At 61.5% G+C, this 17,206-nt stretch carries 16 protein-coding genes and 1 pseudogene; 11 read left to right on the plus strand and 6 right to left on the minus strand.

Annotation, left to right across the window (positions count from 1 at the left end; all coding sequences use genetic code 11):
• The 5 genes and pseudogenes from ACESMT_RS13635 to ACESMT_RS13655 all read right to left on the minus strand — a co-directional run.
• Positions 1 to 2,051: pseudogene (locus tag ACESMT_RS13635) on the minus strand (hypothetical protein); the annotation flags it as partial.
• Between the two features lie 65 nt (positions 2,052 to 2,116).
• Entirely contained in the window at positions 2,117 to 2,683 is a 567-nt protein-coding gene (locus ACESMT_RS13640) for a PilX N-terminal domain-containing pilus assembly protein (protein WP_372827142.1), read from the minus strand.
• 7 nt (positions 2,684 to 2,690) lie between these two features.
• Positions 2,691 to 3,551, minus strand: coding sequence for a PilW family protein (locus ACESMT_RS13645; RefSeq protein WP_372827143.1), 861 nt, complete (start codon positions 3,549 to 3,551; stop codon positions 2,691 to 2,693).
• Complete coding sequence (pilV, locus tag ACESMT_RS13650) at positions 3,548 to 4,162, minus strand: type IV pilus modification protein PilV (protein ID WP_372827144.1); 615 nt, start codon at positions 4,160 to 4,162, stop codon at positions 3,548 to 3,550. Before pilV ends, ACESMT_RS13645 begins: the two co-directional genes overlap by 4 nt.
• The gene (locus ACESMT_RS13655) at positions 4,153 to 4,695 is read right to left on the minus strand and encodes a GspH/FimT family pseudopilin (RefSeq protein WP_372827145.1); all 543 of its coding nucleotides are present in this window, start codon (positions 4,693 to 4,695) and stop codon (positions 4,153 to 4,155) included. The genes pilV and ACESMT_RS13655 overlap by 10 nt, the downstream gene beginning before the upstream one ends.
• A 129-nt stretch (positions 4,696 to 4,824) precedes the next feature.
• Here ACESMT_RS13655 and ribD point away from each other — a divergent pair, with 129 nt between their 5' ends.
• The 10 genes from ribD (at position 4,825) to tolA (ending at position 12,611) form a co-directional block, all read left to right on the plus strand.
• Positions 4,825 to 5,913, plus strand: coding sequence for a bifunctional diaminohydroxyphosphoribosylaminopyrimidine deaminase/5-amino-6-(5-phosphoribosylamino)uracil reductase RibD (ribD, locus tag ACESMT_RS13660; RefSeq protein WP_372827146.1), 1,089 nt, complete (start codon positions 4,825 to 4,827; stop codon positions 5,911 to 5,913).
• 55 nt (positions 5,914 to 5,968) lie between these two features.
• Positions 5,969 to 6,604, plus strand: coding sequence for a riboflavin synthase (locus ACESMT_RS13665; RefSeq protein ID WP_372827147.1), 636 nt, complete (start codon positions 5,969 to 5,971; stop codon positions 6,602 to 6,604).
• A 4-nt stretch (positions 6,605 to 6,608) separates the two neighbouring features.
• Positions 6,609 to 7,724, plus strand: coding sequence for a bifunctional 3,4-dihydroxy-2-butanone-4-phosphate synthase/GTP cyclohydrolase II (gene ribBA / locus ACESMT_RS13670; protein ID WP_372827148.1), 1,116 nt, complete (start codon positions 6,609 to 6,611; stop codon positions 7,722 to 7,724).
• Between the two features lie 3 nt (positions 7,725 to 7,727).
• The gene (gene ribH, locus ACESMT_RS13675) at positions 7,728 to 8,192 is read left to right on the plus strand and encodes a 6,7-dimethyl-8-ribityllumazine synthase (protein WP_372827149.1); all 465 of its coding nucleotides are present in this window, start codon (positions 7,728 to 7,730) and stop codon (positions 8,190 to 8,192) included.
• A 36-nt stretch (positions 8,193 to 8,228) separates the two neighbouring features.
• The gene (nusB, locus tag ACESMT_RS13680; RefSeq protein WP_372827150.1) at positions 8,229 to 8,747 is read left to right on the plus strand and encodes a transcription antitermination factor NusB; all 519 of its coding nucleotides are present in this window, start codon (positions 8,229 to 8,231) and stop codon (positions 8,745 to 8,747) included.
• Positions 8,748 to 8,765: 18 nt separating this feature from the next.
• Positions 8,766 to 9,962: a pyridoxal phosphate-dependent aminotransferase gene (locus tag ACESMT_RS13685; RefSeq protein ID WP_372827157.1), complete on the plus strand. Its 1,197-nt coding sequence runs from the start codon at positions 8,766 to 8,768 to the stop codon at positions 9,960 to 9,962.
• Positions 9,955 to 10,380 (plus strand): tol-pal system-associated acyl-CoA thioesterase, encoded by a 426-nt coding sequence (gene ybgC / locus ACESMT_RS13690; RefSeq protein ID WP_372827151.1) that lies wholly within the window; start codon positions 9,955 to 9,957, stop codon positions 10,378 to 10,380. The genes ACESMT_RS13685 and ybgC overlap by 8 nt, the downstream gene beginning before the upstream one ends.
• Positions 10,377 to 11,069 carry a protein TolQ gene (gene tolQ, locus ACESMT_RS13695; RefSeq protein WP_372827152.1) on the plus strand — a complete coding sequence of 231 codons (693 nt, stop codon included), beginning with the start codon at positions 10,377 to 10,379 and terminating at the stop codon, positions 11,067 to 11,069. The genes ybgC and tolQ overlap by 4 nt, the downstream gene beginning before the upstream one ends.
• A 185-nt stretch (positions 11,070 to 11,254) precedes the next feature.
• Positions 11,255 to 11,686 (plus strand): biopolymer transporter ExbD, encoded by a 432-nt coding sequence (locus ACESMT_RS13700; protein WP_372827153.1) that lies wholly within the window; start codon positions 11,255 to 11,257, stop codon positions 11,684 to 11,686.
• Positions 11,687 to 11,702: 16 nt separating this feature from the next.
• Positions 11,703 to 12,611 carry a cell envelope integrity protein TolA gene (tolA, locus tag ACESMT_RS13705; protein WP_372827154.1) on the plus strand — a complete coding sequence of 303 codons (909 nt, stop codon included), beginning with the start codon at positions 11,703 to 11,705 and terminating at the stop codon, positions 12,609 to 12,611.
• Between the two features lie 112 nt (positions 12,612 to 12,723).
• On the opposite strand, the gene dnaE is transcribed toward tolA, so the two are convergent.
• Positions 12,724 to 16,230: a DNA polymerase III subunit alpha gene (gene dnaE / locus ACESMT_RS13710; protein ID WP_372827155.1), complete on the minus strand. Its 3,507-nt coding sequence runs from the start codon at positions 16,228 to 16,230 to the stop codon at positions 12,724 to 12,726.
• A gap of 74 nt (positions 16,231 to 16,304) precedes the next feature.
• Here dnaE and ACESMT_RS13715 point away from each other — a divergent pair, with 74 nt between their 5' ends.
• Positions 16,305 to 17,087, plus strand: a complete 783-nt coding sequence (locus tag ACESMT_RS13715; RefSeq protein WP_372827156.1) for a sulfurtransferase — start codon at positions 16,305 to 16,307, stop codon at positions 17,085 to 17,087.
• The last annotated feature ends 119 nt before the right edge of the window (positions 17,088 to 17,206 follow it).

Raw genomic sequence — 17,206 nt, forward strand, 5'->3', positions numbered from 1 at the left:
ATCACAGGCAGCGTGTTGTAGCCGAGATTGACTGATCCCTTCACCAGCACTGGATTGGAATTGATGAAGTCGCCCAGCACCCCGCTGCGCCTGCGAAAAAGCAGATCGCCCCCTTCCTGGCTCCTGTCGCCGCGCAGAAAGTTGACAAAGGTGCTCTGCTGAACCGCCGCAACGCTACCAGCCCCACCCATCGCCGTCCGGTTGGCGGCACTGATACCAGCCCAGGTAAACGCCACACCTGCGGGGGTTGTCAACCCGGCGTCCCAGGTAAAGATTCTCCGGCTGGCCCACGCCGGCACCTTGGCTTCGGCCGCCCACAGCTGCACCCCCGCTTGCCCATTGGCATCCAGCGCAAAGGCCTGCACATCACCACTCCAGGTGCCCGTTCTAAAAAGCGGCACGTATTTGCGGTTTCCATCCTGTAGGGTGGTGGCAGCCGTTGCAACACCTGCCTCTCGCAGCTCGCGCTGGATTGTCTGGCCAATGGAACTGCGTATCGCATTGGCCAGCTCGTTGGGGTCCTTGGCGCTGAAAAATGCACCTCGGCTGTTGACCGCCGCATGCCAGAGGTCATCGATCTTGTCGGAACCCCAGGACTTGGTGCCGGCGGTCAAAAAAGGCAGATCGGTGGCCGGGTCCAGGGTCCCCCGAACGCCCAGACCGACGGTGAAGTTGACCATGTGCTGCCAGAACGCCGGGTTCTCCAGCGACGCGACAACCTTGTTGTCCAGATCGGTGCGCAGATCGTTCTTCCAGTACTTCATGGCGTAGTCAGCCAGCGTGTCGGAAGACCCGTCACGATAAGGTCTGGGAGCCAGGTATTGAAAAGACTGCCCCGGCCCTGAAATGTTGCTGCCGTTGGTGTTGTCGTCGTTGCCTACCGCCACGAGCCCACCGCTGCCCACCGTGTCACTCCAGTAGCCGTCAGTCACCAACAAGTGATAAGAACGGCGGCAGGTTTTGTCGGCTGTGGTATTCACCGACCCAGGCACGTCCGACCATGGACCCCGGTTATCGGCGCGTGAAAAATAATTGCCTACTTCCTGCATCGACCGTCGCAAGGGCGTTCCACCATTCGCAGGAAGCGCGTACAGCCAGTCAAACACGGTGCTTTTACGGCTGGCCGTGAACTCGCGCAGACCGGATTGAATCACCCGGGTGTCGACACTGTCGATGCTGCCCGATCCCTTGTTGATTCGACCGTAACCCATGCGAAAGGTATCGGTAGACTCGGAAAAAGCTTCCGCTACCGCGCCGCGCGCCAGCAGATTGCGGGTGCGGTAATACGTGAACCAGTTGGCAAAGTTCTGCCGCTCCTGGGTCCGTGTGCAGGTGGTACCCGTGCAGTCCGTGCGGGCTGCGTATTTGGTGTACGTGGTTGAGGAGCTTGCATTGATGGTGAATTTGTCGTACTTGGTGTCGTCTGTGGCGTCAAGATAAACGCCTGAGGCGTTTTTCCTCAACCGGTAGTACAGCCCAGGGTCGTAATCAATCTTTTGGTTGGCGCCGCTGCAACTATTGGAAGTGCCGTTGGGCCTGAAGCACCATACGAGCGAATTGTCGTCAATCTCGCGGACATCGGTGAGATTGATGGTGCCGCCCCCCGCATTCATCGGATCACGCAGCGCCGCCGTCACCGAGGCATCCGCCATTCGGCCGCCTGCGGCCAGAGGCCAGGGTTGATAACGCACCTCGGGGTTGTAGTAGATAGTGTTGGAGTCGGGGGAGCGCATCAGCTTCTGTCGGTAATTCGACGATGCCGGGTCGCCGGCAATGGTCCCGAGAAACTGACTCGCAGCCCCCTGTGCCGAGCCTGGCCCGCCCAGTGTCGCGTTGTCGCCCGGGTCCATGCGAACCGATGCACTGCCAATCGGACTGGGCACCGTCTGCGAACCGAGGTAGACGGTTTCTTCCGGCATGTGCTGAAACATCATGGAACCCGAGTCATCCATGGTCAGCATGATGTTGGGTTTGACGCCGCCGCCGTCCCGACTGAGAAGGGGTTTCTGGGCAGGCTGGGCCATGGCCATAGGCACACTCAGCAGGGTCATGAGGCCCGCTATCACAAGCCGGCGGGTTGACGATGGATAGGGTGAGCAATACATGGATAAGCCCTTCAATTCAAAACCAGCGTGGTCTGCAACCAGACCACTGAGCCGCCGGTGGTGACTCCCGTCACTGCGTTGGCGGTGTAATCGGGGCTAAAGCCCCTGGCGGTGATGACGTAAGCGATTTTTGTGTCTTCCAGCACCTGCTTTTCCGCGACACATTGCGGAAGCGTCGCTGGCCGGAAGGAACTGTTCGACGATTTGATTTGAAGCTCTGGCAAGATCGTCCGCGAAGCCGCAGCGCCTCCTGTTCCAATCCAGGTATCGCCGTTTTTCCAAGCGGGGGGATCACCAAAAGCAGTCGAGACAAGGTTGGCCTCCTGCAGCGTCGTCACCCGCAGGGTATCCGCCTTGGAAAGCTCGCTTTCGCAGTAACGCAGAGCGGCATCGGCATACTGCTGCGCCAGGTTCTGCATACGCACATTGTTGGTCACCCGCTCATCGGAGGTTGCATTGCGGATGGCCGCCGCCGATGTCAGGCCGATCACCACCACCATGATCAGCACAATAATCAATGAAACACCGCCCTGACGACGGCGGCGCGACATGCAAAAACAGGGGTAAAGACTGTTCATGGCCATCCTAGAACGTCATCTTGTTGCGCAAGGCAGTGGTCGTGAAGTAGGCGCGTCGCGCAAACCGGTCGGCAGAGGTTTGCGAGACTGAATCGCAGTCGAGATAGGTCGCCGGGTCTTCCGCCGAGAGAACCGGTTCGGCGCTTCGCATCATCAGGCAAACACGCACACTCACCACATGCCCGAAGGTGGGGTCCAACACATTGGCCGCGCTGACATAGCGCACGATCTGACGCTTGTCGATTGGGTTGGCTTCGCCGTACCAGATTTTCATGTTTTCAACGTTGTCCACCAATGCGCCACCCGTGTTACCAAGTTTGCTCGCGCAATGAAGTTCCGGCCGGCCCAGCGTACTGGTCGCAACGTAGTAGCGGTTGTACGTAACATAAAAATCTGTGAGCCCTACCGTCTGCTGCGTCAGGGCGGCACCGAGACAATCCGAGGGTCGCCCCGAAGAGTGCTCCACCGTATTGGTGATATCCCCTTCATAAACCACCTCAATGGCTGGCGAGGCGCCGGCAGCCGCGCAGGCCACGTTGCCGGTGGTTGACGCCGATACAAATCCGGTATCACATCCAAAAACTGCGCTGCCTGAATAGGTTCGTCCAAACTGAAAGGTCACTGCATCGAGACTGGTAGGTTGGGCATACCCGGCGAGTTGAAGGTCACGTGACAGGATGAGCAACCCGACCTGGGCGTCCTCATTCATTTGTGCATACGCCGCCTGCAGCTTATTGGTTTGCCCTGACGTGACGTAACTCAGCAATACGGCACCGACAACAACCAGTCCAATCACCAGGGAAACGAGGACCTCGATGATGGACAGGCCGCGCTGGCGCGAACGCAGAAGTACGGTGGAACGCCTCATAGATTGATCCTGAAAAAGCTGCAGCGCACGCTCAGGTCGGCGTTCAGGTTCAAACCATCCGGGCACTCCGACGCAAGGGCAGGCGCCTCGTCATTGTTTGCGACGGCAGGGTCGCGCCAGGCAACCCATACATCTGCAGCCGTTTGGCCCGACTGACGAGATATAAAAATGGACCCCTCTGGCAGCTGGGTGCGAACCAGAAGACGCCATTGCGCCATGTCCAGGTCTGCTACCTGCTGCTGAGTACACGAGCTGGCTGCGGTATTGCACAATTCTGCGGGCAGCGTAGCGGCGGTCGCCTGGCCAGCAAAGTCGGTACTGCTGTAGTCATACACCCCTGCAAAGAACCCGGTCGCTGCGACACCCCCTGCTGTTTCCAACCCCTTGTTCGCCCTCATTCTTTCGCCAAGGTCGCTGGCCAGCAAGGTAGCCGTCGCACGGTATTGCGACATTTTTGTATACCGCAGCGCCGAGGCATTGACGCCCGCCAGCGCCAGCAAGGCAATCGAAGCAATAACGATGGAGACCAGAACCTCGATCAGCGAGCCACCTCGATCAAGACGCCACCGATGACGCGTCAAAACTCGTGAGCGAACGATGCCTAGGTGCATGCTGTAGCTCCCGCAGCCTTGAGTCCGGCCCTGCCCTGGTTGGAAATGCATACCACCCGGAGGGAGCCGGAAGGTACGTTACCAGCGGGGGTAAAAATAAACGTCTGGCTGGCGCTTTTTGCCCAGCCCGTGGGCTGGTAAGTAAAAAAGCGACGGTCCGACGTTGGATTGGTGCTGGCTATTGAAGCGATGGAGGTCAAGGCCTGCTGTACCCTCACGATTTCGTCACCGGCGTCCACAGCGCCATTGCCATTGGCGTCAATAAAAACAATCCAGCCGCTGACCCATGCGTTGCTTCCCGTCACGCAGCTGGTCCCGTTAGCCGACTGACACAAGGAAACACGTGCCGAACGCTTGACGGCCTCGGAACGCGTGTACCGAAGGTCCGTCATCAAGGAATCGGCAGCCGTCTGAACCGTCCGGTTGACCAGCAAGCTTCGAAAGCCGGGCACAGCCAGCGAGGCCAACACTGCGACAAGAGAGATGACAATGAGCAATTCAATCAGCGTAAAACCTGCTTGGCGTATCTTCATACAACGAGACTACCCCGGAACGGCCCAAGGGCTCCTGCCAGACCGACATTCGGCTGAGGATGCCCGCCAGACGGTAGACTCCCGAGTTGCCAGCTTGTCGCGCAAACGCGCTCTTCTTCGGAACCCGAAATGATTGACCTTGCTCTCCCACTTGCCAGCCAGGCGTCACGTCTTTCATCACCGAATCCCGCTGTTGGCTGCGTATTGGTCTCAACGGCCGGACACGTGCTGGGCCAAGGCCACACCCAATGCGCCGGTGGCGCCCACGCTGAAATCATGGCCTTGCGCGACGCGGCCGCCCGGGGTCATTCGGTGGCAGGCGCCACCGCATGGGTCACCCTGGAACCCTGTTCCCATCACGGGCGCACGGGTCCATGCTGCGACGCATTGATAGCCGCTGGCATCAGGAAAGTGGTTGCCTCCATAGCGGACCCCAATCCATTGGTGTCGGGCCAGGGTTTCGACAGGCTGCGTGCGGCCGGCATTGAAGTCGAAGTCGGTCCCGGCGCGGAGGAGTCGCGTGAGCTGAATATAGGTTTTTTCAGCCGCATGGTTCGCAATACGCCCTGGGTGCGCATGAAAGTGGCTGCCTCGCTGGATGGCAAGACCGCGCTGGACAATGGCACCAGCCAGTGGATTACGTCGGACGCCGCACGCACCGACGGTCACGCCTGGCGGGCGCGGGCCTGTGCGGTGCTGACCGGCATTGGTACCGTGCTGGAAGACAATCCTCGGCTCGACGTGCGCCTGGTGGACACGCCGCGCCAGCCGCACCTGGTGGTGGTGGACAGTCGGCTGGAAACGCCGCTGGACGCGCATCTTTTCGTCCCCGGCCGATCCCTCTACATCTACGCAGCCGAACCCAACGACGCCAGAAAGGCGGCGCTGGAGGCCCGCGGCGCCACCGTGATCTACCAGCCCGGCAGCAACGGCAAGGTGGACCTGGCGGCCATGCTGCGCGATTTGGCGCGCCGCGAGGTCAATGAAGTCCATGTGGAAGCCGGGCACAAACTCAACGGGTCGTTGATCCGCGAGGCCCTGGTGGATGAATTTCTGGTGTACCTGGCGCCCAAATGGATTGGCCAGGGGGCGGGCATGGCCACTTTGGGGCCGATCACGGCGCTGTCACAGGCCGTGGAGCTGGAATTTCTCTCCACCGACCGGCTGGGACCGGACCTGCGCATTGTGGCCAGGGTTCGCGGGCGCGACACCTTTTAAGCCCCGATTGCAGGGCCGCGCCATGCGCAGCGGCAATCTCTGCGAAAATACCGCCATGTTTACCGGAATCATCACCGGCGTGGGGCGCATCGTCGCTGTCCACCGCCTGGGCAGCTCTTTGGACCACGGCAATCGCCTCACGATAGAGACGCCTGCGGGCTACCTCGACGACGTGGGCCTGGGCGACAGCATCGCACTCAACGGCGCCTGCATGACGGTGACGCAGCTGGACAGCGACAACAAGCAGTTTGTGATTGAAATTTCAGCCGAGTCTCTGACTAAAACCAGCGGACTGGCCGAACCCGGCCCCATCAACCTCGAAAAAGCCTTGCACGCCCACGACCGCCTCGGCGGCCATATCGTCGCTGGCCATGTGGACGGCATCGGGCTGGTCACGCATTTCGCGCAGGTGGGTGAAAGTTGGGAGTTACGCATTCTGGCTCCGCGGGAACTGGCCAAATACCTGGCCTACAAGGGCTCCATCACCGTCAACGGGGTCAGCCTGACCGTCAATCGGGTGGCCGACCAGGACGGCGCAGCGCCTGGCTGCGAGATCAGCATCAACCTGATTACCCATACGGTGCAAAACACGGCACTGGGCCACCTGCAACCACAATCGCGGGTCAACCTTGAGATCGACCTTATTGCGCGTTATGTCGAACGCATGCTCCAAAACGGAAAGACCCCCTGAATCCATGACGATCGCCATCTCCCCCGTTGAAGACATCGTGGCCGACATCCGGGCCGGCCGCATGGTCATTCTGATTGATGAAGAAGACCGCGAAAACGAAGGTGATCTGGTGCTGGCCGCCGACCACGTCAGTGCCGAAACCATCAACTTCATGGCCCGTTACGGCCGAGGTCTGGTCTGCCTGACGCTGACGCGTGAGCGCTGCGAATTGCTGCAGCTGCCCCCCATGGTGGCGCGCAACGGAACCAAAATGGGCACGGCCTTTACGGTTTCCATCGAAGCGGCCGAGGGAGTCACCACCGGGATTTCCGCTGGAGACCGGGCCCGCACCGTGCAGGCCGCCGTAGCCAGGAACGCCAAGGTCAGTGACCTTGTGCAACCGGGTCACATCTTCCCGCTGCAGGCGGTTGATGGCGGCGTACTGATGCGTGCCGGCCACACCGAGGCTGGCTGTGACCTGGCTGGCATGGCCGGCTGCTCCCCGTCCGCCGTGATCTGCGAGATCATGAAGGACGACGGCACCATGGCGCGCCTGCCAGACCTGCAGGTTTTCGCCGCCGAACACGGCCTGAAAATTGGCACGATTGCCGACCTCATCGAACACCGCAGCCGGCACGACTCGCTGATCGAAAAAATCGGCGAACGCACCATCCAGACGGCCTTCGGCGAATTCACAGCGCATGCCTTCAAGGACAAGCCCAGCCAGGGCCTGCACCTGGCGCTGGTCAAGGGCCAGTGGGGCGCGGACGAAACCGTGACGGCGCGTGTGCACGAGCCGCTGTCGGTGCTGGATGCGCTGGAAACCGGGCGCGCCATGCATTCCTGGAGCCTGGATCAAAGCCTGGCGCATATTGCCGGGGAAGGCAGAGGTGTGGCGGTGCTGCTCAACTGCGGCGAAAGCGCAGCCCAGCTGCTGGCGCAATTTGAAGGCACCGCGCGCGCCAGCCAGGCGCCAGAGCGCGGTCGCATGGACTTGCGCACCTATGGCGTGGGGGCGCAAATCCTGCGCGAATGCGGCGTGCAAAAAATGAAGCTGATGGGCAATCCGCGCCGGATGCCCAGCATGACGGGTTACGGCCTTGAAATCACCGGCTACATTGCCAAAAACAAAAAGGACTGAAACGTGTTTGGTGCTGAAAAAGGACATGCAGACAAACTGGTCGGCAAAAAACTCTCGATTGGCATTGTCCAGGCGCGTTTTAACGAAAGCATCACCAACGCCCTGGCGCAAGCCTGCTGGCAGGAGTTGCTGGCGCTGGGCGTAGAAGAAAAAAACATCCACCACGTCAAGGTGCCAGGCGCGCTGGAGATTCCTTCTGCGCTGCAGGCGCTGGCCGAGCGTGACCAGTACGACGCGCTGATTGCGCTGGGCTGCATCATCCGCGGTGAGACCTACCATTTTGAACTGGTTGCCAACGAAAGCGGCGCTTCGGTCAGCCGGCTGGCGCTGGACTACCAGTTGCCCATTGCCAATGCCATCCTCACCGTGGAAACCGTTGCACAGGCTGAGGCTCGTCAGGTAGACAAAGGCCGCGACGCCGCGCGCGTGGCCGTGGAAATGGCCAACCTGCTGAACGAACTCTCCTGACCACACGGCAACACCGCAACACCCCCACCAGCCCGCATGTCCGACCCTACCCCCCTCAAACCCAAACGCCCGCCGCAAACCCGGACCGGACTGACCGACACCGGCGTTAAAAAGGCGGCAGACAAATCCGCCCGGACGCGCGCGCGTGAATTCGCGCTGCAAGCCCTGTACCAGCACCTGGTGGGCCGCAATGAGGCGCAATCCATCGATGCCTTCACGCGGGACCTGGTCGGCTTTCACAAGGCAGACTCCGCACACTACGACGCCCTGCTTCATGGCTGCATCACCGAGGCCACTGCGCTCGACGACAGCGTCACGCCGCTGCTGGACCGCAAGATGGCCGAAATATCGCCGGTCGAGCATGCTGTGTTGTGGATAGGCGCTTATGAGTTCAAGCATTGCCTCGACGTGCCCTACCGTGTGGTCATCAATGAATGTATTGAACTGGCCAAGGCCTTCGGCGGCACCGACGGCCACAAGTATGTCAATGGCGTGTTGCACAAGCTGGCGCCTGGCTTTCGCGCCGCTGAAGTCGCCGCCGACAAAAAAGTCTGAGGACGCAGCATGAAGCCCATGCGCATTGCCCGGCGCGCACAACGTATTGAACCCTTTTATGTGATGGAAGTTGCCAAGGCGGCGGCCACCATGGCCAGGCAGGTTGCACACACCGGCCAGCCGATGATTTTTCTGAACATCGGCGAGCCGGACTTCACCGCGCCGCCGCTGGTGCAACAGGCAGCGGCACGCGCCATCCACGATGGCAACACGCAGTACACCCAGGCTACGGGGCTGGAGCCGCTGCGTGAACGTATCAGCGAGTGGTACACGACCCGCTTTCAGGCCGACGTGGCGCCCAGCCGCATCATCGTCACGGCTGGCGCGTCGGCAGCCCTGCAACTGGCCTGCCTGGCGCTGATCGAAGCGGGCGACGAAATCCTGATGCCGGACCCGAGTTATCCCTGCAACCGGCACTTTGTGAGCGCCGCTGAAGGCCAGGCCATGCTGGTGCCGACCACGGCCGAAGAACGCTTCCAGCTCAGCGCCGCCAAGGTACAGGCCGCGTGGACGGACAAGACCCGCGGCGTGTTGCTGGCCTCCCCGTCCAACCCTACCGGCACCTCGATTGCGCCCGCGGAACTGCGGCGCATCCACGAGTTTGTACACAGCCGCAGCGGCATCACGCTGATCGACGAGATCTACCTGGGCCTGAGTTACGAAGCGCATTTTGGCCACTCCGCGCTGGCCATGTCAGACGGTCTGGGCGAAAGCATCATCAGCATCAACAGCTTCAGCAAATACTTCAACATGACCGGCTGGCGCCTGGGCTGGCTGGTGGTCCCCGAAGAACTCGCGCCGGTGATCGAACGTATCGCGCAAAACCTGTTCATCTGCCCGAGCACCGTCGCGCAGCACGCAGCGCTGGCCTGTTTCGAGCCGGAGAGCCTGGCCGAATACGAACGCCGCCGCGCCGAATTCAAGGCCAGGCGCGACTACTTCATCCCTGAGCTCAACCGCCTCGGCCTGACGGTGCCGGTGATGCCCGACGGTGCGTTTTATGCGTACGCCGACTGCACGGATGCAGCGAAACGGCTTGGTGTATCAGGCAGTTGGGACTTCGCTTTCGAACTCATGAAGCGCGCCCACCTTGCCGTGACGCCGGGCCGGGACTTTGGCACCGATGCGCCTGAACGCTACATTCGCTTTTCCACGGCAAATTCCATGGCGCAACTGCAGGAAGCCGTGGCGCGGCTGGAGGCAGTACTTGCCTAAGCCCGGAGCCTTCCAGTGGCTGCTCCGCGTGTACTGGGAAGACACCGATGCTGGCGGCATCGTGTTTTACGCCAACTACCTGAAGTTTTTTGAACGTTCGCGCACCGAGTGGCTCCGGTCATTGGGTATTGAGCAGCAGCGCCTGCGCGAGCGTACCGGCGGCATGTTTGTCGTGACGGAAACCAGCGTGCGTTACCATCGGCCCGCGCGTCTCGACGATGAACTGATTGTTACCGCAAGCCTGATCGAAAAAGGCCGCGCGTCCTTGATAATCGGGCAGAGTGCGCTATTAAAATCAGAGCGCGGGGCGACACTGTTATGCGACGGCACGATACGCATTGGCTGGGTCGATGCCGCCAGCCTGAAACCTGCAAGAATTCCTGCTCAACTCCTTGACCGTCTGGAAACCACAACATGAATCAGGATTTATCCATCGTCAACCTCCTCCTCAACGCGAGCTGGGTGGTCCAGGGCGTGGTGGCCTTGCTGGTCGGCGTGTCGATTGCGAGCTGGGCCGCGATTTTCCGCAAGATCATTTCGCTCAAACGTGTGCAGTCGCTCAACGATGAATTCGACCGCGAGTTCTGGTCCGGCACCAGCCTCAACGACCTGTACGCCGCCGCCACGCAAAACGCCAAACACAGCGGCCCGATGGAACGTATTTTTGCCAGCGGCATGCGCGAGTTCCAGAAGCTGCGCGAGCGCCGCATGGAAGACCCCGGCACCCTGCTCGACGGCGCCCGTCGCGCCATGCGCGCCAGCTACCAGCGCGAGATGGATGCGGTCGAAGCCAACCTGTCTTTCCTGGCCACCGTGGGCTCGGTCTCGCCCTATGTGGGTCTGTTCGGCACGGTATGGGGCATCATGCACGCCTTCACTGGCCTGGCCGCGCTGGAGCAGGTCACGCTGTCCAGTGTGGCACCTGGTATCGCCGAAGCCCTGGTGGCCACGGCCATCGGCCTGTTTGCCGCCATCCCTGCCGTCGTGGCCTACAACCGTTTTGCCCACGACATCGACCGCGTCGCCAACAAGCTGGAGACCTTCATCGAGGAGTTCTCCAACATCCTGCAGCGCAACCTGGGCTCGCACTCGCCCTCGGGCCATTAGACATGCGGGCCCCCACGCTTTTCACTTCGTGTGCCTTCGGCGGTGCGCTGCCCCTTGCACGAAGAAGAAGGGCCGCTGCGCCTGCGGCCCGGCAAAGCCGGTTCCGCAGCCCCGGCTGGATTAAAGAGCCTTCGTCGTCGCTCGTTGCGGCCCTGCGCTTCGGCGTGGCCTAGGAGAACCAGCATATGCCAGCAATCAACTCACGCGGCCGTGGCCGCCGCACCATCAGCGAAATCAACATGGTGCCTTTCATTGACGTGATGCTGGTGCTGCTCATCATCTTCATGGTGACAGCGCCACTGATCACGCCCAGCATGATTGCCCTGCCCAAGGTCGGCAAGGCGCCCGGCCAGCCGCCCCGGCCTATACAGATTGAGATCAGCAAGGACGAAGTCATCCAGATCAAGTCCGAAGGCCAGTCGGTACCAACCCGGCTGGGCGAGGTCGGCGCAGCCGTCAAGCGCCTGCAGCCGACGGTACCCGCAGGCGAGCAGATCACGCCCGTGGTCATCAGCGCCGACAAATCCATCAAGTACGAAACCGTGGTCAAGGTCATGGACGCGCTGAACAAGGCTGGCGTGGCACGTGTCGGTCTGTCCGTGCAAACCGGCAACTGACCCGCGACCTGCACCGATGCCCAGCGCCACCGACCGCCTCGACTTTGCGCCGCACCGCGATCCCGGTGCGCTGCGGTCCTTCGGCCTGGCGCTGCTGGTCCATGCGCTGCTGATAGGCGCGCTGACCTGGGGCGTCAACTGGAAGCGCAGCGACCCCGACCTGTCGTTTGAGGCGGAGTTGTGGTCCAGCGTGCCGCAGGAGGCCGCGCCCAAGCTGGTGGAAGCCCCGCCTGCGCCACCGCCTCCGCCTCCCCCGCCGCCCGAACCCGTGGTCAAGGCATCGCCGCCTCCACCCGCACCGGACGTGGACATCGCCATTGAGCGCGAGAAAAAGCGCAAGCTGGAGCTCAAGAAAAAGGAAGCCGAACTGGCAAAGGCCAAGGCCGAGCTGGACAGGCTGAAAGATCTTCAGGCCAAAAAAGACAAAGAGCAGAAGGAGAAGGAAGAGCTAGCCAAACGCAAGGCCGACGAAGCTAAAAAGCTTGAGGCAAAGAAGGTCGAAGATAAAAAGCAGGACGCCAGGGACGCGGAGAAGAAGAAACTGGCGGACGCGGCAGCAGAAAAACTGCGCCAGGACAACATCAAGCGGGCTTTGGGCCTGGCCGGGGCCACGGGCAGTGCCGACGCCAAAGGCTCGGGGCAAAAGGCCAGCGGCCCCTCGGCCAGCTATGGTGGCAAGGTGCGCGCCAGGGTCAAGCCCAACATCGTGTTCGCCGACGACATCTCGGGCAACCCGACCGCCGAAGTGGAAGTGCGCAGTGCGCTCGACGGCAGCATCATCAGCCAGCGACTGATCAAGTCCAGCGGCAACAAGGCCTGGGATGACGCCGTGGTCAAGGCCATCATCCGCACCGAAACCATGCCGAAAGACGTGGATGGCCGGGTGCCCACGCCGATGATTCTGGAGTTCCGGCCAAAAGACTGAGCCGGAAAGTGGCGTCGGCGCCTGGCGTCACGACAGTTGCGCCGCAGCCCAGGTCATTCGCTATCAATAAAATAGCTGCTTGCGCCCATCCGACAAGGGCTGGAGGCCAATTTCATTCATAAACTATGCTGGCCTGCCCCTGATCGGCCTGCGCCATCCAGCTCGCCAGCGCGGCATCGGTCGGGAAAAATTTCGCGGCTTCTCCGAGCTGCAGATCGGCCACCACGCTGCCGCGTTTCAGGCTCAGGCGCACCGGCAGGCCGCGGCTGACCTCGCCCTGTTCCGACATCTCTTTGCGCGGCGGAAAATCGCGCACCATGCGCTGCACATCGGGCGCCGTGCCATTGACCGCTACCCGCAAAAACTTGCCGAACTTGCAACGCGCCGACTCCAGGCTCCAGACTTGCGTGACCTTGAAGCGGCGGCCAAACCGTTCGGACGCCGGTTGCAGCGTTCCCTGCACGACGACGAACTCGTCATCCTTGAGCAGGTTGCGGTTGGCGTTAAACGTCGCCTCGTCCACCGAGGCCTCCAGCGTATCGGTCTTGTCGTCAAGCTTGAAGATGATCAGCTTGCCGCGGTTGCCGTTGATGATGCGCAGGTCGCTGACGATGGCCGCGAGCAGACACTGGTCGCGCGAGTCAATCAGGTCGTCAATCCTGCGTTTCACAAACTGCCGCACCTCGGTCTCGACCTCATCGAACAGGTGCCCGGACAGATAAAACCCAATCGCGGTTTTCTCCTGCACCAGCCGCGCCTTCACGCCAAACGGCATGACGTCCACCAAAGGCGGCTCCTGCGTGCTGGCGGCGTGTGAGTCCATGTCGAACAGGCCGCCCTGGTTGGCATTGGCCTCGGACTGGGCGGCAAACTCAAACGCCCGGTCCACCGACGCCAGCAACGACGCGCGGTTGAGCTGCAGGTTGTCAAAAGCACCGGCCTTGATCAGGGCCTCTACCGTGCGCTTGTTCATTTTGGACTTGTCGACCCGCACACAGAAGTCGTACAGCGAGGTGAAGGGCCCATCCGCCTCGCGCGCCGCCACGATGGCCGCAATGGCCTGCTGACCGGTACCCTTGACCGCGCCCAGGCCGTAACGAATACTTTTGTCCGTGATGGGCTCAAAACGGTGGTGGCCGCGGTTGACGTCGGGTGACTCGAAGCTGATGCCCATCTTCTGTGCGTCGCCGAAAAGAATCCTGAGCTTGTCGGTGTCACCCATCTCCACGGTCATGTTGGCGCAGAAAAACTCGCCGGTGTAGTGGCACTTGAGCCAGGCAGTGTGGTACGCCAGCAAGGCGTAAGCGGCAGAGTGCGACTTGTTGAAGCCGTAGCCCGCAAACTTTTCCATCAGGTCAAAAACCTCGTCGGCCTTCTCCTGGGACAGGCCGTTGATGCCGGCACCCTTGCGGAAGATCTCCCGCTGCGAGGCCATCTCTTTCTCGTCCTTCTTGCCCATCGCACGGCGCAGCATGTCGGCGCCGCCCAGCGAATAACCGCCCAGGATCTGCGCGGTCTGCATCACCTGCTCCTGGTAGACCATGATGCCGTAGGTCTCCTCCAGAATGGGCTTGACGCGCGGGTCCGGGTACTCGGGCGTCTCCTTGCCCTGCTTGCGTGCGATGTAAGTCGGGATCAGGTCCATCGGACCTGGCCGGTACAGCGCATTCATCGCGATCAGGTCTTCGAGCCGGTTAGGCCGCGCGTCACGGAGCATGCGCTGCATGCCGATACTTTCAAACTGGAACACGGCCTCGGTCTTGCCTTCGGCAAACAGCGCGTAGACCCGCGGATCGTCCAGCGGCAGGTTCTCGAACTTGAAATCCTTTTGCGCCGGATGCCGCTGGACAATGAACTCGCGCGCCAGCTCCAGAATGGTCAGCGTGGCGAGGCCCAAAAAGTCGAACTTGACCAGGCCAATGGCTTCCACGTCGTTCTTGTCAAACTGGCTCACGGCCGAGGTGCTGCCAGGCTGCAAATACAGCGGACAAAAGTCGGTGAGTTTGCCTGGCGCAATCAGCACGCCGCCGGCATGCATGCCCACGTTGCGCGTCAGGCCTTCGAGCTTGCGCGCCAGTTCGAGCAGGGTGCGCACGTCTTCTTCCTTGGCCTCGCGCTCGGCCAGCACCGGCTCGGCCTCCAGCGCGTAGACCATCTTGTCGTTTTTCTTGCGGTCGGCGGGTACCAGTTGCAGCGTGACGGCCTGGCCGGGTTTGTTGGGCACCAGCTTGGAAATACCGTCGCAAAAGCCATAGGAGAAATCGAGCACACGCCCCACGTCCCGAATGGCGGCACGCGCTGCCATGGTGCCAAAGGTGACGATCTGGCTGACCGCCGCGTGGCCGTACTTATCCTTCACATAGTCGATCACGCGGTCGCGGTTGGTCTGGCAGAAGTCGATGTCGAAGTCGGGCATGGACACCCGCTCCGGGTTGAGGAAACGCTCGAACAGCAGGTTGTATTGCAGCGGGTCCAGGTCGGTGATCTTCAGCGAATAGGCCACCAGCGAGCCGGCACCCGAGCCCCGGCCCGGCCCCACCGGACAGCCATTGTTTTTGGCCCAGTTGATGAAATCGCCCACGATCAGGAAGTAACCCGGAAATCCCATCTTCAGGATGGTGTTGATCTCAAACTCCAGCCGCTCCACATACTGGGCCCGCTTGTCATTGCGAACCTTTTCATCGGGATACAGGTGCGCCAGCCGCTCCTCCAGCCCTTCAAACGAGGCGTGACGGAAATACTCGTCGGGCGGCATGCGCACGCCGTTGACCTCTGGCGTCGGGTACTCGGGCAACATGGCCTTGCCCAGATCGAGCTTGAGGTTGCAGCGTTTGGCAATCTCCAGCGTGTTGGCCAGCGCCGACGGAACATCGGAAAACAGCGTTGTCATCTGCGCCGACGACTTGAAATACTGCTCGCGTGTGAACTTGCGAACGCGCCGCGCATTGCCCAGGATTTCGCCTTCGGCAATACACACGCGCGCTTCATGAGCCTCGTAGTCGTCGTAGCCCAGAAACTGTACCGGGTGCGTGGCGACCACCGGCAGCTTCAGGCGCGCGGCAAGCTGCACTGCCGCCGCCACATGCCGCTCGTCGTCGGCGCGCTGGGCCCGCTGCAGCTCCAGGTAAAACCGGTGGGGGAACATGCCAGCAAAATGCAGCGCGCATTCAAGCGCACGCGGGTCGTCGCCCTGCACCAGCGCCTGGCCCACGGCGCCGCCCTGCGCGCCGGACAGCGCAATCAGACCTTCGTTGAGTTCCTGCAGCCAGTCAAGGCTGATGACCGCCTGGTCGCGTACCACGCCCCGGGTCCAGGCGCGCGTCAGCAGTTCCGACAGGTTCAGGTAGCCCTGCCGGCTTTGTACCAACAGCAGCAGCCGCGCCGGCGCGGCGCCGGCGTCCTTGCCGGGCACCTGCACCCACACATCGGCACCTATCAACGGCTTGACGCCGGCGCCTCGGGTTTCCTTGTAAAACTTGACCGTGCCAAACAGGTTGCCCAGGTCGGTGATGGCCAATGCCGGCTGGCCGTCTGCCGCTGCGGCGGCGACAATTTCATCAATACGGTTGGTGCCGTCAACGACAGAAAACTCGGTGTGGATACGCAAATGAACAAACATGGCTTCATTTTAGGGCTGAGCACTTTAGTCAGTGCCGCGACGCCTGCCTTGCCCTGCCTACAATGCGCAGAACCATGCAAATTCTGAACATTGCAGCCTATAAATTTGTCGCCCTGAACGAGCTCGAAGCCTTGCAGGCGGCGCTGCGTGATGCAGCGCAAAGCCGCGGCCTGCGGGGCACGGTGCTGCTGGCCGAAGAAGGCATCAACCTGTTCCTGGCCGCCGGGAGCAGCGACATTCATGATTTTTTGGCATGGCTGCGCAACGATGTCCGGTTTCAGGACCTGGAAGTCAAGGAAAGCTGGTCCATGGTCCAGCCTTTTCGCAAGCTGCTGGTCAAAATCAAGCCCGAAATCATCCGCATGAACCACCCGGCGATACAGCCCGCAACGGGACGTGCGCCGTCGGTGGAAGCCGCGACCCTGCAGCGCTGGCTGAACAGCGGGCAGGACGACACCGGTCGCCCTGTCGTCACGCTGGATACACGCAATGCCTTCGAGGTCGATGTCGGCAGCTTCAGAAACGCCATCGACTGGCGGATCGCCAAATTCAGCGACTTTCCGCAGGCCTTGCAGGACCACCGCAGCGAACTGGCGGGCAAAACCGTGGTGAGTTTTTGTACCGGCGGCATACGCTGCGAAAAGGCCGCGATTTTGATGCGGGAGGCCGGTGTAACGCATGTCTTTCAGCTCGACGGCGGCATCCTCAAGTATTTTGAAGTGGCCGGCCACCGACACTTTGATGGCGAATGTTTTGTTTTCGACCAACGGCGGGCGCTCGATACGGCCCTGGCGCCTCGGGTGGATGTCGGCGTCTTGTCTGACAGCCGGCCGGTGAGAAGCGTGGAAAGCTGTTAAACCTCAAGACCTGAATCGGAAAAAGTCGGCCCCCTGCCGGCTAACCGTTATTGAACATGCCCTTACCCCAACCCGCCCGGCATCCACTGCGTCCAGCCATGGCGCCCTCCGGCCTGTCC

Source organism: Polaromonas sp. (genome assembly GCF_041689105.1).
Lineage (GTDB): Bacteria > Pseudomonadota > Gammaproteobacteria > Burkholderiales > Burkholderiaceae_C > Polaromonas.

Coding starts and splice junctions, on each gene's coding strand:
- ACESMT_RS13640 (WP_372827142.1), bottom strand. CDS start 2,683: ATGAACAGTCTTTACCCCTGTTTTTGCATGTCGCGCCGCCGTCGTCAG.
- ACESMT_RS13645 (WP_372827143.1), bottom strand. CDS start 3,551: ATGAGGCGTTCCACCGTACTTCTGCGTTCGCGCCAGCGCGGCCTGTCC.
- pilV (WP_372827144.1), bottom strand. CDS start 4,162: ATGCACCTAGGCATCGTTCGCTCACGAGTTTTGACGCGTCATCGGTGG.
- ACESMT_RS13655 (WP_372827145.1), bottom strand. CDS start 4,695: ATGAAGATACGCCAAGCAGGTTTTACGCTGATTGAATTGCTCATTGTC.
- ribD (WP_372827146.1), top strand. CDS start 4,825: ATGATTGACCTTGCTCTCCCACTTGCCAGCCAGGCGTCACGTCTTTCA.
- ACESMT_RS13665 (WP_372827147.1), top strand. CDS start 5,969: ATGTTTACCGGAATCATCACCGGCGTGGGGCGCATCGTCGCTGTCCAC.
- ribBA (WP_372827148.1), top strand. CDS start 6,609: ATGACGATCGCCATCTCCCCCGTTGAAGACATCGTGGCCGACATCCGG.
- nusB (WP_372827150.1), top strand. CDS start 8,229: ATGTCCGACCCTACCCCCCTCAAACCCAAACGCCCGCCGCAAACCCGG.
- ACESMT_RS13685 (WP_372827157.1), top strand. CDS start 8,766: ATGCGCATTGCCCGGCGCGCACAACGTATTGAACCCTTTTATGTGATG.
- tolQ (WP_372827152.1), top strand. CDS start 10,377: ATGAATCAGGATTTATCCATCGTCAACCTCCTCCTCAACGCGAGCTGG.
- ACESMT_RS13700 (WP_372827153.1), top strand. CDS start 11,255: ATGCCAGCAATCAACTCACGCGGCCGTGGCCGCCGCACCATCAGCGAA.
- tolA (WP_372827154.1), top strand. CDS start 11,703: ATGCCCAGCGCCACCGACCGCCTCGACTTTGCGCCGCACCGCGATCCC.
- dnaE (WP_372827155.1), bottom strand. CDS start 16,230: ATGTTTGTTCATTTGCGTATCCACACCGAGTTTTCTGTCGTTGACGGC.
- ACESMT_RS13715 (WP_372827156.1), top strand. CDS start 16,305: ATGCAAATTCTGAACATTGCAGCCTATAAATTTGTCGCCCTGAACGAG.